General features: G+C 68.9%; 23 protein-coding genes and 1 pseudogene. 14 read left to right on the top strand and 10 right to left on the bottom strand.

Annotated elements, in window-relative coordinates; all coding sequences use genetic code 11:
• Positions 1-20: 20 nt before the first annotated feature.
• Positions 21-1,289 carry an SLC13 family permease gene (locus BW730_RS15630; protein WP_077687078.1) on the top strand — a complete coding sequence of 423 codons (1,269 nt, stop codon included), beginning with the start codon at positions 21-23 and terminating at the stop codon, positions 1,287-1,289.
• A 2-nt stretch (positions 1,290-1,291) separates the two neighbouring features.
• Positions 1,292-1,750: a universal stress protein gene (locus BW730_RS15625; protein WP_077687077.1), complete on the top strand. Its 459-nt coding sequence runs from the start codon at positions 1,292-1,294 to the stop codon at positions 1,748-1,750.
• Between the two features lie 15 nt (positions 1,751-1,765).
• Here the strand turns inward: BW730_RS15625 and BW730_RS15620 are convergent, their stop codons facing one another.
• On the bottom strand, positions 1,766-2,707 hold the full coding sequence (locus BW730_RS15620) for a sugar-binding transcriptional regulator (protein ID WP_077687076.1): 942 nt from the start codon (positions 2,705-2,707) through the stop codon (positions 1,766-1,768).
• A 119-nt stretch (positions 2,708-2,826) separates the two neighbouring features.
• Here BW730_RS15620 and BW730_RS15615 point away from each other — a divergent pair, with 119 nt between their 5' ends.
• Positions 2,827-4,437: an alcohol dehydrogenase catalytic domain-containing protein gene (locus tag BW730_RS15615; protein WP_077687075.1), complete on the top strand. Its 1,611-nt coding sequence runs from the start codon at positions 2,827-2,829 to the stop codon at positions 4,435-4,437.
• A gap of 55 nt (positions 4,438-4,492) precedes the next feature.
• On the opposite strand, the gene BW730_RS15610 is transcribed toward BW730_RS15615, so the two are convergent.
• Entirely contained in the window at positions 4,493-5,278 is a 786-nt protein-coding gene (locus tag BW730_RS15610; RefSeq protein ID WP_158522694.1) for a CPBP family intramembrane glutamic endopeptidase, read from the bottom strand.
• Between the two features lie 24 nt (positions 5,279-5,302).
• Here BW730_RS15610 and BW730_RS15605 point away from each other — a divergent pair, with 24 nt between their 5' ends.
• Positions 5,303-5,932, top strand: coding sequence for a TetR/AcrR family transcriptional regulator (locus BW730_RS15605; RefSeq protein WP_077687073.1), 630 nt, complete (start codon positions 5,303-5,305; stop codon positions 5,930-5,932).
• Positions 5,933-6,279: 347 nt separating this feature from the next.
• Here BW730_RS15605 and BW730_RS15600 read toward each other — a convergent pair whose 3' ends face one another.
• Complete coding sequence (locus tag BW730_RS15600) at positions 6,280-6,645, bottom strand: RNA-binding S4 domain-containing protein (RefSeq protein WP_077687072.1); 366 nt, start codon at positions 6,643-6,645, stop codon at positions 6,280-6,282.
• A gap of 35 nt (positions 6,646-6,680) precedes the next feature.
• On the opposite strand from BW730_RS15600, the gene BW730_RS15595 reads away from it, so the two are divergent.
• From BW730_RS15595 to BW730_RS15585, 3 genes are all read left to right on the top strand, one after another.
• Positions 6,681-7,169: a DinB family protein gene (locus BW730_RS15595; RefSeq protein WP_226996855.1), complete on the top strand. Its 489-nt coding sequence runs from the start codon at positions 6,681-6,683 to the stop codon at positions 7,167-7,169.
• Between the two features lie 229 nt (positions 7,170-7,398).
• Positions 7,399-8,079, top strand: a complete 681-nt coding sequence (locus BW730_RS15590; protein ID WP_077687071.1) for an SDR family NAD(P)-dependent oxidoreductase — start codon at positions 7,399-7,401, stop codon at positions 8,077-8,079.
• Positions 8,080-8,558: 479 nt separating this feature from the next.
• The gene (locus tag BW730_RS15585; RefSeq protein ID WP_077687070.1) at positions 8,559-11,081 is read left to right on the top strand and encodes a PEP/pyruvate-binding domain-containing protein; all 2,523 of its coding nucleotides are present in this window, start codon (positions 8,559-8,561) and stop codon (positions 11,079-11,081) included.
• Between the two features lie 519 nt (positions 11,082-11,600).
• Here the strand turns inward: BW730_RS15585 and BW730_RS15580 are convergent.
• From BW730_RS15580 to BW730_RS15570, 3 genes are all read right to left on the bottom strand, one after another.
• Complete coding sequence (locus tag BW730_RS15580; RefSeq protein WP_077687069.1) at positions 11,601-12,281, bottom strand: DNA alkylation repair protein; 681 nt, start codon at positions 12,279-12,281, stop codon at positions 11,601-11,603.
• Positions 12,282-12,324: 43 nt separating this feature from the next.
• Positions 12,325-13,206 carry an oxygenase MpaB family protein gene (locus BW730_RS15575; protein WP_077687068.1) on the bottom strand — a complete coding sequence of 294 codons (882 nt, stop codon included), beginning with the start codon at positions 13,204-13,206 and terminating at the stop codon, positions 12,325-12,327.
• A gap of 107 nt (positions 13,207-13,313) precedes the next feature.
• Positions 13,314-13,946, bottom strand: coding sequence for a thiamine pyrophosphate-dependent enzyme (locus tag BW730_RS15570; RefSeq protein WP_077687067.1), 633 nt, complete (start codon positions 13,944-13,946; stop codon positions 13,314-13,316).
• An 8-nt stretch (positions 13,947-13,954) separates the two neighbouring features.
• Here BW730_RS15570 and BW730_RS15565 point away from each other — a divergent pair, with 8 nt between their 5' ends.
• On the top strand, positions 13,955-14,968 hold the full coding sequence (locus BW730_RS15565; RefSeq protein WP_145952920.1) for a hypothetical protein: 1,014 nt from the start codon (positions 13,955-13,957) through the stop codon (positions 14,966-14,968).
• A gap of 13 nt (positions 14,969-14,981) precedes the next feature.
• Here BW730_RS15565 and BW730_RS15560 read toward each other — a convergent pair whose 3' ends face one another.
• Together BW730_RS15560 and BW730_RS15555 are read right to left on the bottom strand one after the other, a co-directional pair.
• Entirely contained in the window at positions 14,982-15,416 is a 435-nt protein-coding gene (locus BW730_RS15560; RefSeq protein ID WP_077687065.1) for a hypothetical protein, read from the bottom strand.
• Positions 15,413-15,646, bottom strand: coding sequence for an AbrB/MazE/SpoVT family DNA-binding domain-containing protein (locus BW730_RS15555; RefSeq protein WP_077687064.1), 234 nt, complete (start codon positions 15,644-15,646; stop codon positions 15,413-15,415). The genes BW730_RS15560 and BW730_RS15555 overlap by 4 nt, the downstream gene beginning before the upstream one ends.
• 82 nt (positions 15,647-15,728) lie before the next feature.
• Between BW730_RS15555 and BW730_RS15550 the strand changes: the two are divergent.
• The 5 genes and pseudogenes from BW730_RS15550 to BW730_RS15530 all read left to right on the top strand — a co-directional run.
• Positions 15,729-15,974: pseudogene (locus BW730_RS15550) on the top strand (transposase); the annotation flags it as partial.
• A 116-nt stretch (positions 15,975-16,090) separates the two neighbouring features.
• Positions 16,091-17,626 carry an integrase core domain-containing protein gene (locus BW730_RS15545; RefSeq protein ID WP_077685417.1) on the top strand — a complete coding sequence of 512 codons (1,536 nt, stop codon included), beginning with the start codon at positions 16,091-16,093 and terminating at the stop codon, positions 17,624-17,626.
• A gap of 173 nt (positions 17,627-17,799) precedes the next feature.
• Complete coding sequence (locus BW730_RS15540) at positions 17,800-18,558, top strand: ABC transporter ATP-binding protein (protein ID WP_226996854.1); 759 nt, start codon at positions 17,800-17,802, stop codon at positions 18,556-18,558.
• Positions 18,551-19,984: an FtsX-like permease family protein gene (locus BW730_RS15535; RefSeq protein WP_077687063.1), complete on the top strand. Its 1,434-nt coding sequence runs from the start codon at positions 18,551-18,553 to the stop codon at positions 19,982-19,984. The genes BW730_RS15540 and BW730_RS15535 overlap by 8 nt, the downstream gene beginning before the upstream one ends.
• Before the next feature lie 69 nt (positions 19,985-20,053).
• Positions 20,054-20,668, top strand: coding sequence for a DUF2461 domain-containing protein (locus tag BW730_RS15530; protein ID WP_077687062.1), 615 nt, complete (start codon positions 20,054-20,056; stop codon positions 20,666-20,668).
• Positions 20,669-20,863: 195 nt separating this feature from the next.
• On the opposite strand, the gene BW730_RS15525 is transcribed toward BW730_RS15530, so the two are convergent.
• Positions 20,864-21,328 (bottom strand): transposase, encoded by a 465-nt coding sequence (locus BW730_RS15525; RefSeq protein WP_077687061.1) that lies wholly within the window; start codon positions 21,326-21,328, stop codon positions 20,864-20,866.
• Between the two features lie 55 nt (positions 21,329-21,383).
• Between BW730_RS15525 and BW730_RS15520 the strand changes: the two genes are divergently transcribed.
• Entirely contained in the window at positions 21,384-22,742 is a 1,359-nt protein-coding gene (locus BW730_RS15520) for an IS256 family transposase (protein WP_145952919.1), read from the top strand.
• A gap of 93 nt (positions 22,743-22,835) precedes the next feature.
• On the opposite strand, the gene merA is transcribed toward BW730_RS15520, so the two are convergent.
• A complete protein-coding gene (merA, locus tag BW730_RS15515) occupies positions 22,836-24,260 on the bottom strand; it encodes a mercury(II) reductase (protein WP_065361614.1) in 1,425 nt (474 codons plus the stop codon).
• Positions 24,261-24,314 lie beyond the last annotated feature (54 nt).

Below are 24,314 nucleotides of genomic sequence, written 5' to 3'. Positions count from 1 at the left end.
GCTACAGCTAGCCTTGCGGCGTGCCCGGCTCAGTGGCCGAGGCCCTGTCCATCGTCGTGTTGGTCGGGGTCCTGGCGTTCGCGATCGCGAGGCCTCGCGGCCTCCCCGAGGCGGTTGCCGCCGCCCCGGCCGCGCTCGCGCTCTGCCTCTTCGGCATCGTGGGGTGGTCGACGGCGTGGGAGCACGTCGTCGCGATGGCCCCGACCGTCGCGTTCCTGGCCGGCGTCCTGATGCTGAGTTGGCTGTGTGAGGCGGAGGGCATGTTCGCCGCCGCCGGGCAGTGGATGGCGCGCAGGGCCAGGGGCCGACCCGTGGTGCTGCTGGGCCTGGTGTTCGTCGTCGCGTCGCTGACGACCGCGGTGCTTAGCCTCGACGCGACCGTGGTGCTGCTGACCCCGGTGATCTTCGTGACCACGTCGAGGGCAGGGGTGCGACCGCGCCCGCAGGTCTACGCCGCGGCGCACCTGTCCAACTCGGCGTCGCTGTTGCTGCCCGTGTCGAACCTGACGAACCTGCTGGCGCTCGGCGCGTCCGGGGTGAGCTTCCTGACGTTCGCGGGGCTGATGGCGGGTCCGTGGCTGGTGGCGATCGCGGTCGAGTACGTCGTGTTCCGCTTCTTTTTCGCCTCCGACCTGAGCGTGCGCGGGGTGCCGCGCGAGGTCGTCGACGACGCGAGGATGCCGCGGTTCGCGCTGATCGTGCTCTGCCTGACGCTTGTCGGGTTCGCTGTCAGTTCGCCTCTGGGCATCGAGCCGTTCTGGGCGGCGTTCGCCGGAGTGCTCGCCATCGCGGTCAAGCGGCTGATCCGACGCCAGGCGGCGCCCGGTCCTCTGGCGCTCGGCCTCGTCAAGGCCGCCAACCCCTGGTTCCTGCTGTTCGTGCTCGGCCTCGCGGTCGTGGTGCAGGCCGTCGTCGCGCACGGGATGGCCGACGCGCTGCGGTCGTTCCTGCCGACCGGTTCCGATCTGCCCAGCCTGCTGCTCCTGGTGCTGATCGCCGCGGTGCTGGCGAACCTGGTCAACAACCTGCCTGCGGTACTGGTGCTGCTGCCCTTGGTGGCCCACGGAGGGCCGCTGCCGGTGCTGACGGTGCTGATCGGCGTCAACATCGGCCCGAACCTGACCTACGTCGGGTCGCTGGCGACGCTGCTGTGGCGGCGGATCGTCGCCGACCACGACCACGAGTCCGGCCTTGGCGAGTTCACCCGACTTGGGGCCCTGACTGTGCCGATCAGCCTGGTGGCGTGCACCATAGCCTTGTGGGCCGCGGCCCACGTGATGGGAGTGTGACGATGAAGGTCCTGGTCTGGGTGGAGCCGGCGACTTGGCCTGCCGTGATCGACGCAGCGAGGGCGCTCAGCCACGAACAGATCACGCTCGTCGCCGTCGACGATCCGGGCGAGCATCCCCTACCCGAACTGTTCGGACGGGGAAGGGGCGCGCCACCGGAGGTCGCGTCGATCGCGGCGGCGGAGGCCGAAGCACTGCTCGCGCAGGCGTCGGAGGCCCTCGGCGTCGACTGTGCGACCCGGGTGCTGCGCGGCAGGACGGAGCGGGTCATCACCGAGGCCGCCGAGGACGTCGGACTGTTGGTACTGGCCCGAGACGGCGACCGGTCGCGACTCGGCCCGCACAGCCTCGGCAGGCACACGCGATTCGTGATCGACCACGCGCCGTGCCGGGTGCTGCTGATCTGGCCTGAGAATCCGCCCGCGTTGGCGACGCTGCCACCGCCACCCCCGCCACGCTGAATTGGCCTGGCCCGGTCAGCCGCGTTCGAGCAGCGCCGTGGCCGTCGGCTCGTCAGTGACGAGCGCGTCGATGAGGTGCCCCGCGATCGCGCCGCGGATCGCGTCGACCTTCTCGACGCCTCCGGCCACGCCGACGACGTTGCTGAGCCTGCGCAGTTCGTCGAGGCCCAGCCCGATGCGCCGACGCGACCAACTCGTCTCGACGACCCGGCCCTCAAGGTCGTACCACTCCCCCAACATGTCACCCACGGCGCCGCGCGCCGCGAACTCGGCGACCTCGTCGTCGGTCGTGACGCCGAACGACACGGCCGAGCCTCCCGCGGTCGCCGCGCCCATGCCGGTGAGGGTGACGACGGCGGAGCGGGCGAGGTCGAGCACGTCGCGCACCGCGTCCTCACCCCGGATGGCCTCCGCGACGGACTCGCTGGAGACAAGCAGCGGGGCAGGAAGGGTCCGGAGCCGTTGCAGCACATGGGGGCTGCGCGTCAGGACCTCGTCGATGGCGCTGAGTTCGCCCGCGGTCGCGACGAACTGGACGCCGTCGAGGGACTCCTCGGACAGCATGGAAAGCGACCTGGCGACCGAGTCGCCCCAACTGACGCCGACGACCGCCCCCGGATGCAGGTGACGGCGGACGAACGCGGCCAGCGCCGCCGCCACCCGCTCGTTGGTGCGTTCACGCGAGAGCCGACCCTGCGCGGTGGGCACCACGATCGCATCCCGCAGCCCGAACCCCTCCCGCAGTCGGGTGGCCAGTTGCATCGCGGAGAGGTACTGCGCGTCCAACTCGATCCGGACGATCCCCTGGGACCGGGCGGCCTCGAGGAGGCGACCGACGGTCTGGCGCGACACGAACAGCCGGGTCGCGATCTGGGCCTGCGTCAGGCCGTCCTCGTAGTACAGCCAGGCGGCGCGGACGACCAGGTCGATGTCGTTCGGGGCCGGGTTGAGCACCATCGGGGCGTCCTCCTCTGCGCGGGTGTGTCGTGAGCATATGCCCAGTTGTCTTCCGTGCCCTGTCCGGGCGGCGGGCCGACGCCTAGATTGGTGTCACAGCAACGACAGAGAGGCCTGCAGTGAGCCAGATTCCTGCCAAGCAGCACGCGATCCAGATCGTCGGCGTCGACGAGATCGTGGTCAACGACTCCAAGCCCGTGGACGAGGTGGGGCCGCATCAGATGCTGCTCCAGGTCGAGGCCTGCGGCATCTGCTTCAGCGACACCAAACTCCTCCACGCCTTCGACTCGCACCCCCGCAAGGCCGAGGTCGTCGAGGGCATCGCCGCCGAGGCGCTCGCCGAGATCCCCGGCTACAAGCCAGGCGCACTCGCCACCGTCCCCGGCCACGAACCGGTCGGACGGATCGTGCAGGTCGGCGACCAGGTGACGCACTTCAAGGAGGGCGACCGCGTCCTCGTGCAGGCCGACTGGAAGCACCTGCGCACCCCCAAGTCGAACGGCGCGTTCGGCTACAACTTCGAGGGCGCGCTGCAGGAGTACGTCGTCATCGACGAGCGCTGCGTCATCTCGCCCTCCGGCGAGGAGTTCCTGATCCACGTCACCGACGGCCCCTCCGCCGCGGCCGTCGGCCTCATCGAGCCGTGGGCGACCGTCGAGGGCTCCTACGCCTGGGCCGAGCGCAACCACGTGCTCGACGATGGCGACCTGCTGGTGGTCTCCGACGGCGAGACGCCCGGCCTGAAGGACCTGACGGCCGGGCACGTCCCCGGCGAGATCGTCACGATCGCCCCCGCCGACGTCGACGCGCTCGTCGGCCAGAGCTTCGACGACATCGTCTACTACGGCGCAGACGCCGAGGTCATCGAGAAGCTTGCCGCGCTGCTCGGCACCCGTTCCGTGATGTGCGTCGTGCTCGGTGGATCGACGATCGACCGCAAGGTCGCGCTCGACATCGGCCGCGTGCACTACGACTTCATCCGCTTCGTCGGCACCACAGGCGACGACCCCGCCGAGGGCTACGCCTGGATCCCCGCCAACGGCGACCTGCGCGACGGCGACAACATCGCCATCATGGGCGCGGCAGGGCCGATGGGCCTGATGCACACCATGCGCGCCGTCACCTCCGGCGTTCCTGGCATCCGCGTCACCGGGACCGACCTGAACGACGACCGCCTCGAGCACCTCGCCGCGACCGTCGACCCGGTCGCCGAGGAGCGTGGCGTCTCCGTCACCTACATCAACACCGGCACCACGGCGCTTGAGCCCGGCTACACGCACATCTCGTGCATGGTCCCGGTGCCAGCGGTCGTGTCGCAGGCGGTCGACCTGGCGGGCGACGGCGCGATCCTCAACGCGTTCGCGGGCATCCCCGCGGGCACGCTCGGCGAGTTCGACCTGCAGGGCATCATCGAGCGTCACGTCTTCATGCTCGGCACCTCCGGCTCCGACGTGTCGGACATGCGCACGGTGCTGCGCAAGATCGAGGAGGGGATCATCGACACCCACATCTCCCTCGACGCCGTCACCGGCATGGCCGGCTTCCGCGACGCGATCGACTCGGTGATCAACCGCACCTCCGGCGGCAAGATCATGGTCTACCCGATGCTCCACGACCTGCCGCTGACCCGGCTCGTCGACATGGGCGACAAGCTTCCCCACGTCGCCGCCAAGCTGAGCGACGGCATCTGGACCAAGGAGGCCGAGGAGGCCCTGCTCGCGGGCGAGTGACCTCAGCCATACCAACGGCGGCCGGGCGGCATTTCGCCCGGCCGTCGTGTCGTGTTCAGGCGGGGCGACGCCTCACGACGAGCCAAGCCGCGACCATCAGGAGCACGAACTCGACGGCGCTCAGGGTCAACAGGCCGGCGCCCGTGAGGCCGTCGGGGGCGGCGAGCAGGTTGACGCTGGAGAGCGGCAGGGCGTGCCCGAACACCGCTGGCCACACGCTGCTGAACCGGACCACCAAGGCGTTAAGGAACATGCCGAGCGCGAACAGCCCGACCGTGCTGGCGACCCCCTGCTGCCAGGGCAGTTGACCCTGAAGGACGAGGACCGCGTGCACCGGGATATGGAACGCAACCCAGACGGCAGAGACCATGGCGCTGGCGCGCCAGAACCCGTGCGCCGCGAGCAACTGCTGCAGGAAGCCTCGCCAGCCGACCTCCTCACCGAAGGTGCTGAGCGTGATCACCAGCAGCGTGACAAGCAGCGACGGCGCGGCCGCAAGCAGCACCGACCCGTCCTGGAACGGCGCGAGACCGAGCAGCGAGCCAACGAGCGCCGTGACCACGTAGACGGCGAGCAGGCCGAACACGCCCACCCCGACGCCAGCGAAGAAGCGGCGCGCCCCACCGGGTCGGAGCGACCACCACCGGGAGACACTCCCGTCAAGGGGCACGAGTCGCATCACGAGCAGCGAGACGAGCGCCGGGATCCACCGTCCGAGGATCACCACCCACGCAGGCAGTTGGACCCCGAGGGCGAGGAAGGCCAGGGACACGACGGTGATCGCGCCGAGGACGATCAGGACGTAGAGACGCGCGGCCTTCGCATAATTTGTACGGTGCACAATTACAGAGGCTAGCATTGCGGTGTGGCAACGAAGAAGCGCGGACCGCGCGGCGACATCTCGACCGAACTGCTGCTCGACGCCGCGGAGGCCGTGCTGTCGGCGTTGGGTCGGGTCGGCCTGAGCCTCCGCTCGATCGGCAGGCAGGCCGGGGTCGCACCCAACGCGATCTACACCTACTTCGCCGACCTCGACGATCTGACGATGGCACTGGCGGACCGCTTCCTGGCCACGCTCGACCTCCCACTCCTCGACGACGACCCGCCCGAGCAGGCGCTGCGCGCATTCGTGACGGCGACGCTGACCCGGTTCGACTCCGCCCCTGGGCACGTCGCACTGCTCGCGTCCAGCAGGGTCGCGGGGCCGGGCGCGATGGGCCTGAACGAGGCGCTGCTCCGGTTCTTCGGGCGCGCCGGGTTGGATGACGACGACGCCGTGGCCGCGACCGAGTTCGTCACCGAGTGGGTGCACGGCACGGCGGCCTTGTCGTCCTCCGAGGCGGCCACTCCGGCGTTCAACCGGTCCCTGTCCCGTCTCGACCCGACCGCCTGGCCCCTCACGGCGTCGATGCTCTCGCGCCCGAGCCCGGCTCGAAGCGTCGACCTGCTCCTGCGCGCCGTCCTCCCCGCGACTCGACAACCCCTGCCGGACTAAGGACTTGAGCATGTTCGGTTGCTCGTTGCTCGAAAGGTCACATTTGATCGTGCCAACCGGCAACGAGTCACCAAACATGCTCGAACGCGACCGTCCTGGCGCCAGCACAGGCGGCTACTCAGCCACTCGGGACACGGGGCGGTCCAGGCATGCTGCCGGACCGGTCGTTGAGCATGTTCGGTTGCTCGTTGCTCAAACGGTCACGTTTGATCGTGCCAAACCAAAACGACTCACCAGACATGCTCAAACTCAGCCGCTCGGGACGAGGGGAAGTTCGACCTCCGCGTGCCGAGCGCCGGGCGCGTGGACCCGTGGCGCGTTGACCCGCGTCGTCCCACCGACGAGGGTCAGTGACCGCGCAACTTGTCGATCGCTCGACGCTCCCGCTTCGTCGGGCGCCCAGCACCCCTGTCGCGGATCGCCACGCGGCCCACCATCTCGGGGATCGGCGCCGGCTTCTCGGGGGTCCTGTCGATGTAGGCGGCCTGCGCGAGCGGCGCGCTGACCCGCTTCTCCAGGCTGGGATCGACGACCTCGATCAGCCTCTCGTCCTGCTCCTTGCGGACGCGCACCTTCTGCCCCGCGACGACGGGCTGGGCCGCCTTGGCGAGGTTGTCGTTGACGCGGACGTGGCCGCCGCGCACCGCGGCTGTGGCCATCGAGCGGGTCTTGTACATCCGCACGGCCCAGAGCCAGGAATCGAGTCGCGCCATTGGCCCAGCTTAGGCGAGGGGTTAGCGTTGGGCGCGTGGCACACCACGGAGAACACCTCACCACCGGATCGTTGCGCGAGCAGATGGAGGCCCTCCTCGACCAGCATCGCGCGATGCTCACCGCCTCGCTGGCCGGGCTCACCGAGGAGGAGGCACGCAGGAGTCTGGTGCCGTCGCTGACGACGCTTCTCGGGTTGGTCAAGCACGCGACCTTCGTGGAGAGGGTCTGGTTCGACGAGGCGGTCACCGGGCACAGTCGCGTCGAGATCGGCATCCCTACCACCGTCGACGAGTCCTTCACGCTGACGCCCGACGACACGATCGCGTCGATCACCGCGGCCCACCTCGACGCGTGCGCGGCGTCCCGCGCCGCCGTCGCTCACCTCGGCCTGGACGACAAGGTCTCCGGCAACCGACGCGGCCCGCTGCCGCTGAGCTGGATCTACCTGCACGTCCTTCGCGAGTTGGCCCAGCACTGCGGCCACGCCGACATCCTCCGCGAGCAGGTGCTCGCGTCGCGCTGAGCGCGGGTCCGGCGTTGAGCAGCATTCGGCGTTCGAGGCCCGAGGCACACACGTTGAACGTGCCAATCGGCAACCACTTGCGATTACTGCTCAACGCCTGAGCCGCACACCGCGCAGCCAGCACCACAGACAGCCGACGGCGACGGCGACGGCGGGGCTCGCCGACCCGCGCCGCACCGTTCGACGGGGACCGGTAGCGTGGCGGACAACGTCTACCGGAGGGAACGCCATGGGGCGCAAGGCCATCGTCACGGGTCACAGCAGGGGCCTCGGGGTCGGGATCGTCGCCGAACTCGAGCGGCGCGACTACACGGTGCTCGGCATCTCGCGCAGCGCCGGCGAGGCCCTCGATCTGTCGGATCCCGGAGCGGTGACGGCGTGGCTGGCGGGAGACACGCTTCGCGACTTCCTCGCGGACGCCGAGGAGATCGTCCTGGTCAACAACGCCGGCCTGCTCGGCCCAGCGACCCTGGCCGGGGAGCAGGACGCAGCCGCCACCATCGCGGCGGTCAACGTCAACGTGACGGCACCGATCCTGCTCACCAACGCCGTCCTCAACCAGCGCCCGGCCGACGTTCCGGTCCGCGTGGCGCACATCTCGAGCGGCGCGGGACGTCGGCCGCTGGAGGGCTGGAGCGTCTACTGCGCGACGAAGGCGGCCGTCGATCACCACGCCACCACCGTCGCGGCGGAGGGCCAGCCGGGGGTACGGATCGCCGCGATCGCGCCTGGCGTGGTCGATACCGGCATGCAGGCGGAGATCCGCGGCTCCGAGGGCTTCCCAGGTCGCGCCGATTTCGTCGCGCTGCAGGAGGAGGGCCAACTCGCCGACGCGTCCGAGGCAGGCGCCGCCGTGGTCGACCTGCTCCTGGCCGACGACTACGGCACCGAGGTGCTGACCCGCATCTGAGCCGCCGTCACCCACTCCCGCCGACGACCGCGTCGACCCGGCGAGACTCGAGTTGCGATCGCCCGACGCTCAGCAAGCCGGAACCAGTTCATCTTCCGAGACAGAAAGGGCCGGTCGAGCGCTCCGGGCGGCGCCGTGAGGGTCGGGCAGCGAGCACGTTGCGTCCCTGGCGAACCGATCGACCCAGGTCAGCGCTCGCGCCGAGGATGCGGGACGGAAAGTGCTCAACACCAGGCCCGTGCCCGCGTCCCGGACGACTCGCTCGGCCGACGCGTCGAGCCTCGAAACAGCCACCCGAGCACCGCCTCAGCCGTCCGGCGATGCCCATCGGCGCCCCCGCGGACGCCGGTCCGCTCCCTTGCGGGCAACGTCTGCACGCGATGCCGGCCGACTCGCCTGGGCGTCGATTTCGGGCGGAACCCGACGGCTCCATAGAGGCTAAACCGGGCTACTGTTGAATACGGCAAAGGAGAACGGACATGTCTCGGATCGCACCGCTGAACAGCTTCGGACGCTCGGACATTGCCACCGCTGGAGGCAAGGCCGCCAACCTCGGCGAGTTGATCCGCGCCGGCTTCCCCGTACCCGATGGCTTCGTGATCACGACCGCCGCATACGAGGAGTACCTCGGCACCCACGACCTCCGATCCGAACTCGCCTGCGCCCGGAGCGGCGAGCAGGCGCGCTCCCTGTTCGACCGGCCCATCCCCGAAGATCTGGCCGACGCGGTCCGGGTCGCCTACCACGATCTGGGCGGCGGCCCCGTCGCGGTGCGATCCTCCGCCACCGCCGAGGATCTCGAGGACGCGTCGTTCGCAGGGCAGCAGGACACCTTCCTCAACATTGAGGGACCCGAGGCCCTTCTCGACGCGGTGCGTCGATGCTGGGCATCCCTGTGGACCGACCGCGCCATCGCCTACCGGTCGCGCGCAGGGGTGCGCGACGCGAGCCTCGCGGTCGTGGTTCAACGCCTGGTCGACGCCGACGCAGCCGGAGTCATGTTCACGGCCAACCCCGCCAACGGACGGCGCAGGGAGACGGCCATCGACGCCTCCTTCGGGCTGGGCGAGGCGGTCGTCGGAGGCGAGGTGACGCCCGACGAGATGGTCGTTGCGGAGGCACTCGTCAGGTCGAGGACGACCGCCGACAAGGCCGTGCGTACAGTGAGGACAGCATCAGGCACGGCGACCGAGCCGATCCCCCATGGGCAGCGTCGCGCCCCCGTTCTGACCGACGCGCAGGCCGTCGCGCTCGCGGAACTCGGCAGGAGCATCGAGCACCACTTCGGCGCCCCGCAGGACATCGAGTGGACGCTCACCGATAACGGTTTCCAGATCGTCCAGGCACGCCCCGTCACTGCGCTGCCTGACGAGATCGGACCTGTGCCGACCGAATGGCCGCTCGAGCGCAGCGACGGCATGTACATCCGCGCCTCGATCGTCGAGCAACTGCCAGACCCTCTGTCGCCCCTGTTCGCGGATCTGATCCGCCCCTCGGTGGCCGCGTCGCTGCGCACCGTGCTCCAGCGCTACTTCAAGGTCGGCGTCCTGGAGCCCGATGACATGGACTTTCCCACCGTCAACGGTTTCGCCTACTACTTCTACTCCAACGCCGGAATGTGGCGGCTCATGAAGGCCTCCCCGACCGCGATGCCGGTGGTTTTCACCTCCGGAAGCGATCTCAACGGCGTGACGATGTGGCGCAACGTCGGGCTGCCCGCGTACCGGGAGGTCGTCGATCGTTGGCGCGATGTCGACCCAGCGACCCTCACGTCGGCACGGCTCCTTGAAGGCGCCTCGGAACTGGTCTCCGCAGGCGCCGAGTACTACACCTTCGTGCAGGCCCTCATTCCGCAGTCGGCAACCGCGGAGATCGCCTTCACCAAGCTGTACGAGGCCATTGTTCGCCACCCGGGACGACCGCCCGCGCTGACCTTCCTGCTGGGCGGCGAATCTGAGCCGATCCGCGCCGAACGCTCGATCTACAGCATCGCGCAGTGGTGCCGCCGCTACCCCGATGTCGCCTCGGCCCTCGCCGCGGAGCACGCGATTCCCGCCAGCCGACGCCCGCACTTCGAGGCGCTACTTCAGGAGCACCTGGACCGCTTCGGCCACCTCACCTACAACCTCGACATCATGCAACCGGTCGCCGCCGACGACCCGTCAGCCATCATGGTGGCGCTGCGCTACGCCGTCTCCGGACAGGCGACCGACCCCGACGAGCGGCTGGCCAGGCTGCGCGCCGACCGGGAGTCGGCCACCGCATGGCTCTGGGATCACGTCGGGCGGGTGCGGCGCGCGTCGCTCGAATCGATGCTCGCGAGGGCCCAGGAACTCGGACCGCTGCGCGAGGACGCGCTCGCCGACGTCGGCCTCGGCTGGCCAGGTGTTCGCCGGATGCTGCGCGAACTCGGTCGCCGATTCACGGAGGCGGGCTTCATCGACGCCCCCGACGATGTGTTCTGGCTCACCGCCGACGAGGCCAGAGGAGCCTCGGAGGCCCTGGACATGGGTCGAGGGGTCGGTCCCTCGGCGCGCGCGGCGGTCACCGGTCGCCGGGTCCAGTGGCGCGGCCGCAGGCAGGTCGCGACGCCGCCCGGATGGCTCCCGGCGGGCGGCCTGTTCCACCGGATGTTCCGACGTTTCATGCCGAGCAACGAGTCGCCCCAGGACGGCGACACGCTCAAGGGTCTGGGCGCCAGCGGCGGTACCGCCCGCGGCCCGGCGCGTCTGCTGCGAGGCCCTGAGGACTTCTCGACGATGCGCCCCGGCGACGTGCTGGTCGCCCCGATCACGACGCCCGCCTACACGCCGTTCTTCGCGATGGCGTCGGCTGTCGTCACCGACGTGGGTGGCCCGCTGTCGCACAGTTCGATCGTCGCGAGGGAGTACGGCATCCCGGCGGTGCTCGGCACGGGATCGGCGACGGCAAGGATCCACACCGGAGACGAGTTGACGGTCGACGGCGACCGAGGGGTCGTGCTGCTGCCGACCGGCGGTTGAGCCATGAAAGCGCTGGTTGAGCCATGAAGCGGCGCGTAGCGTCGCTTCATCGGTCGAAACCGACCCGAACCAGCGCAGAGACCCAGCCACCGGTCACGAAGCGCACCTCACCAGCACAGACCCCTGCGGCAGGTCCGCAGAACGTCACGGGATTTCGACGCAGCAGCAGGCGACTTCGTCGCCGCGGCTGGCTCAATCAGCAAGCCCGCCGGTTGAGCCATGAAAGCGCTGGTTGAGCCATGAAGCGGCGCGTAGCGTCGCTTCATCGGTCGAAACCAACCCGCGCCGGCCCGGAAACCTGGCCACCACACCGAGCGTGCCCTGCCTCACTCGGGTCCGCACAGACGTCACGACGATTTCGACGCAGCAGCAGGCGACTGCGTCGCCGCGGCTGGCTCAATCAGCGGGTCCATCGCCGCGCAGGCTCAATCAGCAAGCCCGCTGGTTGAGCCAAGAAGGACGCGTCAGCGGACTTCTTCGGTCGAAACCTCCCGCACGGACCCGGAGCGCTGCGCTCGATCAGCGCGACTTGAGCGCCTCTCGCCTCGACAGGGGCGACAGGCGCGCCTCGTTGGCGGCGACGTAGCCTCGGACCCACTCCGAGTCCGTCTTGGCGTACTCACGCAGCGCCCACCCGATCGCCTTCCTCGCGAAGAAGTCCCGGTCCCCGATCGAGCCGTCGATCGCCTCCGTCAGCAGCGACAGGTCCGTCGCCTCGCGGAACCCCAGTTGGCAGATGATCGACGACCTCCGCAGCCACAGGTTGTCATCCCTCGACCACTCCCTCACCACGGGCTCCATGGCCTCGTGCGCGGATCGCAGCACGTCCCCGACGCAGTGCGACAACTCGTCGACGAGGTCCCACCAGGCTGCGTCGACGATGAGCCGACGCAGCAGCGGAACGATCTCCACATCACGGGCCCACTGCTTGTACCGAGGGGCGCGCAGCAGAGCGAGCGCCGCATAGCGCTCCTCGCGGTGCGTGGCGCCGTCCCACACCGCCTCGACGGTGTGCACGAACTCGGCGCGCGAGGCCACCGGCAGGCGCCTCACCAGGGAGCGGGTCAGCGAACGCACCTGCGGCACCGGGACCCCGTGGAACGGCAGCGCCGACTTCATGTACGCCTGCTGCTTGACGGCCCGATCCGGGTCGCCCAGCGTGGCCAGTTCGGCCCGGAGCGACTCGCGGAACTCGCTCACGCCCGCCGCCCCGGGCCGCGTGGCCCGACCGTCGACGGCGAGGTCATGCGGCGGGCCGCAACTCGGCGGCCGTCTTCGGAGTCGCGATCGCCCACCCGGCGACCCTGGTCGCGAACCTGCCGAGCGGCAGCCCGATCAGCCGGTCGAACCAGCGCGAGGTCGGCAGGTGGAGCAGTTCGCGCGCCCACCGCGGCAGCGTCGAGATGGCGCCCGCGGCGAGCATCCAGTAGCCGAGCTTTCCGGGCCACGGGACCGGCGGCGTCTTGAGGAGGAAGTCGACGGTGTCGATCGCGGCGGGCGAGGCCCGGAGCTCGGGCCGGTACGCCTCGATGGCTCCGACCAGGTCCGCCTCCGTCCGCGGCAGGTCGACGGCGCCGAGCAGCTCCCCGACGGGCGCGGCCGACGCGACGTACTGGTCGGCCTCGGCAGCCGTCAGCCGCGACCCGCCAAACGCCTGGTAGGCGGCGAGGAAACTCTGCGTCTCCGCGGCGTGGACCCAGGCGAGCAGGTGTGGGTCGGACGCGCGGTACGGGGTGCCGTCGTCGGTCTTGCCCCGCACGCGTTCGTGCACGCTGCGGATCCTCGCGACCAGGGCCTCGGCCGACGGGACCGGCCCGTAGGTCGTCATGGCGATGAACTCGCCGGTGCGCTGCAGCCGACCCCAGGGATCGGAACGGTAGCCCGAGTGGCCTGCGACACCGGCCATCGCGGCGGGGTGCAGCGCCTGCAACAGCAGCGCCCTGATCCCGCCCGCGTACATGGCCGCGTCGCGGTTCACCGTCCAGATGGGGTCGGACGGCTCGTGCCAGCGGGGGCCCTCCGCGCCCCAGATGCTCGCCTCGCGCGCCTCCGGATCGGGCCCCGCGACCTTCGCGCGGATGGCCGAGCCGATCAACTCGCGCAGCGCCTCCACCGGATTACGCATTGCCCTTCTCCTCCCGCCCTTGCCTCGACTCGGGTGCGCCTGACGCGCGAGCGACCATCCGGTCGACGCGGGCACAGCCCGAACTTCACCCCAGCGTAGGTGCCCGCTCAGAACACCTGCCGCCAGTTGGTCGTGGCCAGGTCGAGCAGTTCGTCACCGCGTCCGTTGAGGACTGTGCGGATCGCGTACAGCGCGAAGCCCTTGAGTTGCTCCTGCGTGATCTTCGGCGGGATGGTGAGTTCCTGGCGACCGGTGGGTACGTCGACCAGCGCGGGGCCGTCATGCGCGAACGCCTCGCGCAGCGTGTCCTCCAATTGGTCGGAGCTCTCGACGCGGAACCCTCGCACCCCCATCGCCTCGGCGACCGCGGCGAAGTCGGGGTTGACCAGTTCGGTGCCGAAGTCGACGAAGCCTGCGGCCTTCATCTCGAGCTCCACGAAGTTGAGGCTGGAGTTGTTGAACACCACGATCTTGACCGGCAACTTCTCCTGCACCAGCGTCAGCAGGTCGCCGAACAGCATCGTGAGGCCGCCGTCGCCCGACATGGTGACCACCTGTCGACCGGGGAACGTGGCCTGCGCCCCGATCGCCTGGGGCACCGCGTTGGCCATGCTGCCATGGCTGAACGAGCCGAGGATGCGGCGCTTGCCGTTCATGGTGAGGTAGCGCGCGGCGTAGATCACGGGCGAACCGACGTCGGGCAGGAAGACCGCGTCGTCGGTGGCGACCTTGTCGATCATGCGTGCGCATGGGGCCGAGCACCGACGTGCTCCGGGACATCGCCTCCGGGAGGGTGGCGGTCGAGTCGATTCTCGACGTCCCCCGACCGAGCAAGCCGTTGATCTACCTGCGCACGCTCCTACTCGACTCCGGTGCCCTGCCGCGCGATGCGACGGCCACGCGGCCGCTGATGGCCTGGGCGACGCACACCATCGGCGGAGCCCCCGCCGAGCACCACCAGATGCTGCGCACCTACACCCGATGGATGCTGCTGCGCCGAGCCAGCCGCGGCCCCTCAGGCGACATCGCTATCGGCGCAGCTCGGCACGTCAAAGCATCGCTACGCGGCCTCGTCACCTTCCTCACCTGGGCCGAGGAACAACAGACACCCCTGCGCGCCCTCACCCAGGCACAGATCGAGGAGTTCATCACCCTCCGCACCGCGCGACGATGGCTACCGCAGTTCCTCACCTGGGCGGCCGAACGCGGCGTCACGCCCGACCTCGACATTTCGACACTCCCTCGCCGAGAGCCAACGATCAGCACGTCCGAAGAACACCTCGAACACGTCATCCGGACCCTCGCCACGGATAGCAGCATCGCGCTCGATGCACGCCTCGCGGCACTGCTGATCGCGGTCTACGGACTCCCCGCGACCAAGACGTTGGCGCTGCGTCGCCGCCAGCTCCGTGACGAGAACGACGGCCTCGACCTCCACATCGGAGACCGTCCGCTCGCGTTGCCCGCACCGGTCGCAACGCTCGCCCGTGAGCAGCTCGACCTCCGGCCGGACGACGACGCATGGCTGTTCCCTGGCCGTCTCCCTGGGCAGCCTCTCGACCCGCAATACCTCGCACTTCGTCTGCGCCCTCTCGGCACCAGCATCTCCGCGCTACAGAACACCGCACGGTTCCGGCTCGCCGGAGCCGTCCCCGCCAAAGTCCTCGCAGACATACTCGATTTCAGCGTCGCCACCTTCGAGAACTACGCGCGCCTCGCAGGCGGCACCCGCGGCGACTACCCCGCACTGCGTACTCGGTAGCTCAGAAGGCGGCTCACCTGTCTCGTTTCGCGAGCCTCCGGAAGTACTCGGCGAGCACGAAGATGCCGACACAGATCGCGATGTCCTGCAAAGTGAGCCCGATACCGATGGCTGCGAACCGATCGCGAAAGAAGATCGTGACCAGAAGGAGCACGACATCGGCAGCGCCCGAGACGAGTGCGAGCCACATCGCGGCGCGCCGATTCCACAGGGAGACGATCAGCGCCAGCATCACGCCGATGACGTTGATCCCGAACAAGACGAGGAGATACCACGGGTAGTCCGCGAAGTACTCCACGCCCGCCGAGGTGTATCTGTCTGTGAGATACGCCTGATTCCGGGTGGCGACCATGACGAAGTCGTACAGGCCCACCGACATGAAAAATGTGGCGACGACGACGATCAGCCACAGGTGCCATGGGCGGGACTTTCTTGGTGGCGCGCTCACGAGTGGCCCTCCTCGCCAGACGGCGAGCCCAGCACCTTGCTCATCACATCGGCGTACTCCGCGGGATCGACCAGCGCGATGCCTCGCTCCACGTCGGCCATCAGCAGCAGAGAATCTCCGGGCCCGAGGCCAAACATGTCCCGCACTTCCTTCGGAATCACGATCTGCGACTTCGGGCCGAGCCGCACGGTGCTGATCCACTTGCCTTCCGGTCGCGCGTCTGCCCCCATGCATTGAGAGTAGCACGATTCTTACTTTTACTACACAATGTTGGATCAGTAACGCGTGGCTGGCGTCCGCACTACTCGTCGTGAGCGCCGACGCATCGTGTGCACCACGAATGCGATCGAGTCGGTCAACGCCCGCATCCGCAAGGCCGTCCGAGCCCGCGGGCACTTCCCCAACGAGCAGGCCGCGCTCAAGTGTGTCTACCTCGCCGTCATGGCGCTCGACCCCACAGGCAAAGGCAGGGCCCGCTGGACCCAGAGATGGAAGGAAGCCCTCAACGCTTTCGACATCCGATTCGACGGCCGCCTCAGCAGCCCCAGACCAGCATGACAACACAACCCAGTTATGTGAAGTCTCACGACATCGTGGCCGGTTCTGTCTCGGGACATCGTGGACAGTGAGTCTCACGACATCGTGGGCACTGGGTGCGGGTGGTTGGTTTGGGCATGGATTTCAACCACGTGCCCGCGGACGTGCGGTGGGCGATCGCGAACTGGCCCGATGATGCCGAGCGGGGTGCGGTCACGCGCTTCTGCGAGCGGCACCAGATCAGTCGGGCGGTGTTCTACAAGATCAGACGCCAGGCCGGTGAGGTCGGTCCGGTCGGCGCGACAGAGCCGGGCTCACGCCGCCCCCATCACAGCCCGAACCGGACCGACCAGCAGGTGATCGAGCACGCGCTGGCCGTCCGAGCTTGGCTCTCCGAGCAGGGGCTGGACGCCGGCCCCTTGTCAGTGCTGGCCAGGATGCGCCGACAGGGGCTGAACCCGCCCTCAAGGGCTACACTCGCTCGTGCGTTCGCTGCCGCTGGCGTGTCCAAGCCGGAACCGCGTAAGCGGCCGCGGGCGGCGAACCGCCGGTTCGTCTACCCGGCCCCGAACTGCTGTTGGCAGATCGACGCGTTCGCCTGGTCACTGGCTGATGGCACCAGCGTGTCGATCCACCAGGTCATCGACGACCACTCCCGGCTCGCCACCGCAAGCCTCGTCGCCGACGGCGAGACAGCCAAAGCCGCTGTGTTGGTCGTGTCTACCGCGATCCGCCGCTGGGGCGTCCCGCAGCGGCTGCTGTCCGACAACGGATTGGCGTTCAACCCCACCCGCCGCGGCTTCACCGGCAAGCTGGTCGACTACCTGCTCGACCTCGGGGTCAAGCCCATCACCGGCAAACCGGACCGGCCGACAACCCAGGGCAAGAACGAACGGTTCCACCAGACGCTGCAGAAGTGGCTCAACGCCAGGCCACCCGCGAAGACGATCGAGGCCTTGCAAGCACTGGTCGACCAGTTCGACCAGTACTACAACAACGAACGAGCCCATCAAGCACTCGACGGCAAGACCCCGGCCGAGGCGTGGGCCGCTACCCCGGCGGCACCCGAACCGACTCCTGAACCCCGCCTCCCGCAGATCCCACCCTCGGCGCGCGCCACGACCACACCGTCCTCCACCGAGACGGCCATGATCGCTACCAGAACGCGGCTCACCCTCCACCCTGCTACAGGACAGGCCCTCGTCAAGGTCAGACCCAACGGCCAGATCAAGACGCTCAGCTGCCTGTTCTACGTGGCCACCAGCCGGGCCGGGCAGCATGTCCACGTGACCTGGACCCCAGCCGCAGTAGAGATCATCGACCTCAACGGCGAGGTCATCAACACCTACCCTCGACCCGCGACCACCGGCATGTACTACGGGCCACGCAACCCCCAGCAGGGCACCCCGATGAAGACCACCCGCCAGAGCCCCTCCGCCGGGATCAGCGGGACCGCCATGCGCACCGTCACCAAAGGCGGCTACGTCGGAGCCCTCGCCTCCAAGTTCTACGCCGGCTACAAACGCCGAGGCGAACACGTCACGATCAGCTGGGATGCCGACACCGTCACCATCACCGACGCACAAGGACACACCATCGCGACCTACGACAAACCGACCACCCGCCACGGCTGGCACGGACCCACCCAGAACCGACCGTCCACGAAGTCATGAGACACCCAACCGTCAACGAAGTCCCGAGACACAACCGGCCACGATGTCGTGAGACATCACACAACACAACCCAGTTACACCGTTCGTTTGACACTTCGGTGGGACGAACGCGGAAGCGGGCCGAGGCGGGTGTAGCGTCGCCCTCGACAACATGTTATGACCGGAGGTCTCCCATGACCAACACCTTCATGCCTACTCAGGGCCCACTCGTCACCGCAGACGACGTCCACAAGTCCTTCTCCGTCGGGAAGCGCAAGGTGGAGATCCTCCACGGGGTGTCGTTCCAGGTGCGCGAGTCGGAGATGGTGGCCGTGATGGGGCCCTCGGGCTCAGGCAAGTCCACCCTCCTCTACTGCGTGGCCGGGCTCGAATCGGTGACCAGCGGCCGCACCACCATGCTCGGGCGCGACGTCACCCAGCTCAGCAAGGCCGACCTCGCCAAGCTCCGCCGCCGCGAGGTGGGGTTCGTCTTCCAGTCCTACAACCTCATCCCCACGCTGACCGCCACCCAGAACGTGGAGCTCCCCTACCGCCTGAGGCGTGAGCAGCCGCCGGCCGACCTCGTGCGCGAGGCCCTGCAGAAGGTGGGCCTCGGCGAACGATTGGGTGCCCGGCCGCCGTCGATGTCCGGCGGCGAGCAGCAACGCGTGGCGCTGGCCCGGGTGCTGGCGCAGCGGCCGCAGATCATCTTCGCCGACGAACCCACCGGCGCACTGGACACCCGCACGGGCGACGTCGTGCTGGAGGAACTCACCACCATCGCGCACAGCCCCGGCCAGTGCGTGCTCGTCGTGACCCACGACCCCAAGGTGGCCGCTGCCTGCGACAGGGTGCTGTTCATGCGCGACGGGCTGCTCGTCCACGAGCTCGCCCGCCCGTCGGTGACCGAGGTCGCCTCCAGCCTCGCCGAACTCAGCGGCTCCGATGCGTGACGTCCAGCTCGCCGAGCTGAGGGACTCGTGGACGGCGTGGCTCGGCGTGGCGCTGGTGTTCGTCGCCGTCAACCTCGGCCTGGGGCTCTCTGGGCTGCTCCAGGCCACCGCGGTCAACGCGGGAGCCAGGGGCCTCCTGCCCGAGGTCGAGGTGTTCGCGCTCACCTTCTCGGCCTCCACCAACCTGTTCCTCTCGGTGGTGGTGGGCATCGCCGTCATCTCGTCTGCCACCAGCCTGGTGGTGGATTCCCGGCGCGGGTCGCTGGCCCGCCTGGGGCTGGTGGGGGCCACCCCCGCCCAGATCCGCGGCACGGTGCGCATCCAGCTCATCGCCGTCTCCCTGGCCAGCGCAGTGGTCGGGCAGCTGCTGGCGATGCTCCTGCTGCAGCCGCTGCTCGATCTCACGATGGGCTCGCGGGCGCAATCCGGCGACTACACCGGTCCGCCCCCGCCGGCCGTCTACTCCCCCACCGCGGTGATCCTGGCCGCCGGCTTCACGGTGATCGTCGCGCTGATCGGCGGCGCCAGGCAGGCCAAGCGCGCCAGCATGATCGCGCCCGTCGAGGCTCTCCGCCAGGCCACCACCGGCGCCTCCACCGAGCGCTTCGGCGTCGGGAAGTGGATCCGCGTCGTGCTCCTCGCACTGGCCGTCGCCGCCTTCTTCGCCATCCCCACCGTCGTGAAGGGAATGTCCGAAGACCCTGATGCCGGCAACGCAGCGTTCAGCACCGCCATGCAGGGCACGGTGTTCTCCCTGGTGCTGGCGACGGCGCTGGTGGGCATGCTGACGCCGCTGCTGGTCGGCCCGCTGACGAGGATCTGGGCCGGGCTCATCCCGGCCGTCGACCCCGTGTGGCGGATGGCCAGGCAGAACATCGTCGCCCGCGGCATGCGGATGGCGCGCACCGTGGTGCCGATGATGTTCAGCATCTCGCTGCTCGTGGGCATGGTGATGGTGGGCGAATCCCTCAACGCCATGCTGCGCGCGGCCGGCGCGGAGGGCCAGTTGGAGAACATCGGGCTCTCGACCATGCTGCCGCTGTTGGGGATGCCGCTGATCATTGCGCTCGGCGGCGGCATCGGCTCGCTGATCATGATGAGCAGGCAGCGCGACGCCGAGCTGGCGCTGGCTGGCGTCGTCGGGGCCACCCCCGCCCAGCGCGTCGCCATGCCCGCTTACGAGGCGGTGATCATGGCCGTCAACGCGCTCCTGCTGAGTGCCGTCCCGGTGACGATCGCGCTGGTGCTCTGCCAGCAGTCGATGCAGGCCATCGGCATGCCGTTCGTCATCGCCGTGCCGTGGGCGAGCCTGTTCTGGGTGGTGCTGGTGTTGTTCGTCGTCGTCGTGGCCGCCACGGTGCTGCCGACCCTCGGGTCGCTGAGCAAGCCCGAACCGAAGGTGGTCGCCCGGTTGATCGCCGAATGAGCAGCGTCGTGGCAGGAAAGTGACCCCGGACCACCCCGGAGTGCTTGATCCCTGGGGAAGACTGGGCGGATGAGCTTTCCAGCCGACGCGATGGCCTTCTACCGCGACCTGGAACTGAACAACACCCGCGAGTGGTGGCTTGCCAACAAGCCCCGCTACGACGAGCACGTGCGCGGACCGCTCGAGGAGGTCACCGAGGCGCTGCAGCCGGAGTTCGGCGACGCCAAGCTGTTCCGCCCCCACCGCGACGTGCGATTCTCCGCCGACAAGTCGCCCTACAAGACACATCAGGGCGCCTACATCGCCACCGGCCCGGCCTGCGGTTACTACGTCGAGGTCAATGCGCGGGAGGCGACGGCGGGGGGCGGTTTCTACGCCGCCGACGCCGATGCCCTCACCCGCTTCCGCGAGGCGGTCGCCGACGACGAGGCCGGGGCCCGGTTGGCGGCGATCGTTGCCGAACTCCGCGAGGAGGGATGGGTGGTCGGCGGCGACCAGTTGAAGACCGCCCCTCGGGGACACTCCAAGGACCATCCCCGCATCGACCTCCTGCGACACAAGTCGCTGCACGTCATGCGGGAGATCACTGCAACGGGCGAGGCGGACTTCACCGACGCCGTCGGTGACGCCTGGCAGCGGCTGGGCACGCTCGTCGACTGGGTGAGCGCCCGCCTCCGCGACTAGGAGACTGCTGAAGAACGGCTGTTGCTGTCTGCTTGGTGGTTTCTGGGTGGGCAGTGTGGCGTCTGGGGCCTCTCAGTGGGGACTCCGCCGTGGATTCTCGCGGTTGGCTCCTGTGAGGAACGGGGCGTCAGGGACGTCTTCTCGGGCCCATGAGGCCGCTGGTAATCCGGGTGCCGTGTGCTCATGGGCCCCGGCTCAGGCGGTAACCCAGCTGGTGGGGCCCCAGGCCAGACCGAGGTTGAGGAGCCGTCGCAGGTTCAGACCCGCGGCGCGGTGGTGGAGCCAGGTGTTGTTCTTCGCGACGCCGCGGTAGGGCACGCGTCTGGCGCCGCGAGTCAGCCACGCGATCGAGCGCTCCACCATGGGTCGCAGGCTTCGGTAGGTGTCCTGGAAGGCCGGGTCGGTGGCGCGGACGCGGTGAGCGCGCTGCAGAGCATCGTGTTCATGGAGTTGCAGCTTGCGACCATTGACGGCGGTGGTGCATTGATCCCGCAGCGGGCACCCAGTGCAGGCGGAACCGAAGGTCACCTTCCGGGTCGGGCTGATCGGGCGGGTGACACCCTGAGGGCAGGTCGCCGAGCCGGCTGCCTCGTCGACGGTGAAGTCGTCGATGGTGAAACCGCCGGGGATCGGTGGCTTGATCGGCCAGGGCTTGATCACCGGAGGGTGTCAGATGGTTTGTGTAAGGGGTTGCTCCTGACACGAAAGCAGAATGATGACCGTGATAGACAAACTCGACCGTGAAGACCGGCGACGTGCGCAGCGCGACGGCGTGGCCGCGTTGGAGGCCTCCGGGGCTCTGGAGGACTTGTATGCCCGCATCGACGCCGGCGACGTCCGCCTGGAGGGCCGCGACGGGCTGATCCAGCAACTGATCAAGGCCGGCCTCGAGCGAGGCCTCCAGGCCGAACTCGCCGACCACCTCGGCTACGACAAGGGCGACGCTGAAGCCTCGATGTTCCCGAACTCGCGCAACGGGTCGTACCCGAAGACGGTGGCCACCAGCGTCGGTGACGTCGATCTGGCGATCCCCCGCGATCGGGACGGCTCGTTTACCCCGATGCTGGTCCCGAAGGGCTCCAGGCGCCTGTCAGGCCTCGATGACATGATCATCAGCTTGTATGCGGGCGGGATGACGGTCCGCGACATCGAGCATCACCTCGTCTCGACCATCGGGACCGAGATCTCGAGGGAGACGATCTCGAAGATCACCGACGAAGTCGCCGATGAGGTGATGATCTGGCAGCAGCGGCCGCTGGAGGCGTTCTACCCGGTGATCTACCTCGACGCTCTGATCGTGAAGGTCCGCGACGGCGCCCACGTACGCAACAAGGCCGCTCACATCGCCATCGGCGTCGACATGGACGGGATCAAACATGTGCTGGGGATCTGGATCCAGGCCACTGAAGGGGCGAAGTTCTGGGCTGGGGTCTGCGCGCAGCTCGCCAACCGCGGCGTCCGTGACGTCCTGATCGTGTGCTGCGACGGGCTGACCGGTTTCCCCGAGGCCGTCGAGGCCACCTGGCCGCAGTCGACCGTTCAGACCTGCGTGGTCCACTTGATCCGCTCCGCGATGCGATTCGTCAACTACAAGGACCGCAAGCAGATGGCGGCGGCGTTGAAGCCGATCTACCAGGCCGCCGACGAACCGTCCGCGCGGGCCGCCCTGGACACGTTCGCAGCCTCCGAGCTCGGCCGGGCGAACCCAAACACGGTGCGCGTGTTCACCGACGCCTGGACCCGGTTCGTGCCGTTCCTGGCGTTCCCACCGATGCTGCGCCGCGTGATCTACACCACCAACGCCATCGAGTCGCTGAACTACCAGCTACGGAAAGTCACGAAGAACCGCGGCCACTTCCCCTCCGACGAGGCCGCCGTGAAGCTGCTCTGGCTGGCGATCTGCAACATCGAAGACAAGCGGGCCCGCGACCGCGCCAAGGAGAAAGGACGCAAGAAGGGACAGAAACGCAACGCCGAAGGCCGCCTCGTCGAGGGGCAGGTCACCACGAACTGGAAACAGGCCCTCGCCCAACTCGCGATCGCCTACCCCGACCGGATCAACCCCTACCTCTAACCCACCCGGAGACCGAACTCCTTACACAAACAACTTGACCCGGTCCACCGAGTTGCGTAGGGCTGTAGTCACTCCTGGTGGGTGAGTGCGCGGTCAGGCGCAGCAGGACAGCTTCGAGACGTCGGTGGTGAAGGCCTTGGCGACGATGCGGATGCCTTCGGCCATGGTCAGGTATGGGGCCCACGCGTCGGCGACTTCTGCGATGGTCTTGCCGAGGATGTGGACGCCGGCGGCGGCGAGCTCGCCGGCGTCCTTGGCGACAGCGGTGAGACCGAGGATCTCGCCGGTGTCGGCGTTGGCGACCATCTTGATGAACCCACGCATGTCCCGGTTCACCAGCGCACGGGGCACGTACTCCAGTGGCAGGACGCGGCAGTCGCAGCGGATCCCGGCCGCGATGACCTCCTTCTCGGTCATCCCGACCGCGCCGATGGCGGGACCGGTGAACGTCACCCGAGGCATCCGTGTGTAGTCGACCGAAGTGTTGGCGTCGGTGAAGGCGTTCTCGGCGACGATCGTGCCGTGCCGGGCCGCGACATAGACGAACTCGGGGTGCCCGGTGACATCCCCGCCCGCCCAGACGCGGGGGTTGGCGGTCTGCAACTGGTCGGTGACCACGATCTGTCCGGCCTCGCCGGTCTTCACCCCCACGGCCTCGAGGTTGAGCCCCTCGGTGACCGGGCGGCGTCCGAGCGCGACGAGGATCTCGTCGGCACGGAACTCCTGCTCGCCGCCCGAGACCTCGGCCATGACGACGACCTGCCCGGTGACGGTATCGCGGGCAACGCGGGAGGGAACAGCGCGGCGGACCACCCGGATGCCCTCGTCGGCGAAGACTTCCTGCAATGATCTGGAAACCTCCGGCTCCTCCTTCGACGCCAGCCGAGAACGCACCAGCAGGGTCACCTTCGAGCCGAGCCGGGCGAACATCTGGGCCAGCTCCAGCGCCACGTAGCCACCGCCGAGCACCAGCAGCGAGTCGGGGCGCTCGGACAGTTCCATCGCCGACGTCGAGGTCAGGTACTCGACGCCGTCCAGCCCCTGGATGAGCGGGACCCAGGGACGGGTGCCGGTAGCGATCAGGTAATGGGCGGACTCGATGGTTTCCACGGTGCCTTCAGCGGCGGTGACCTCCAGCACAGGCGCATCCGGGGTGCCGGCGAAGGCCGCCTGGCCCTGGCGGACCGGCCAGCCGTAGGCTTCGGCCACGTCGAAGTACTTCTCACCCCGCATCGCCTCGACCAGGTCCTGCTTGCCACCCACCAGCCCGGGCATGTCGACCGCGCCCGCGGTGGCGGCGATCCCCGGGAACCGGGAGCCCGCGTCCGCGGCCACGTGGCGGGCCTCGGCGGCCGCTATCAGCGCCTTGGACGGCACGCACCCGGTGTTCACGCAGGTGCCGCCGAACGTACCGCGCTCGACCATCACCACCGACTTGCCCAGCGTGGTGGCGCGGATCGCTGCGGCGAACGCCGCGCCACCCGACCCGATCACGGCCAGATCAATCTTCGACTGCATCCCGAACCCTCCCCGGACTGTTGAGAAATCCTCCTGATGCGGCGATACTAAAGC

It is taken from the genome of Tessaracoccus aquimaris, from assembly GCF_001997345.1.
In the GTDB taxonomy this organism is placed as follows: domain Bacteria; phylum Actinomycetota; class Actinomycetes; order Propionibacteriales; family Propionibacteriaceae; genus Arachnia; species Arachnia aquimaris.
Note: the sequence above shows the minus strand (reverse complement) of the source record. Positions and strands in the feature narration are given on the sequence as shown.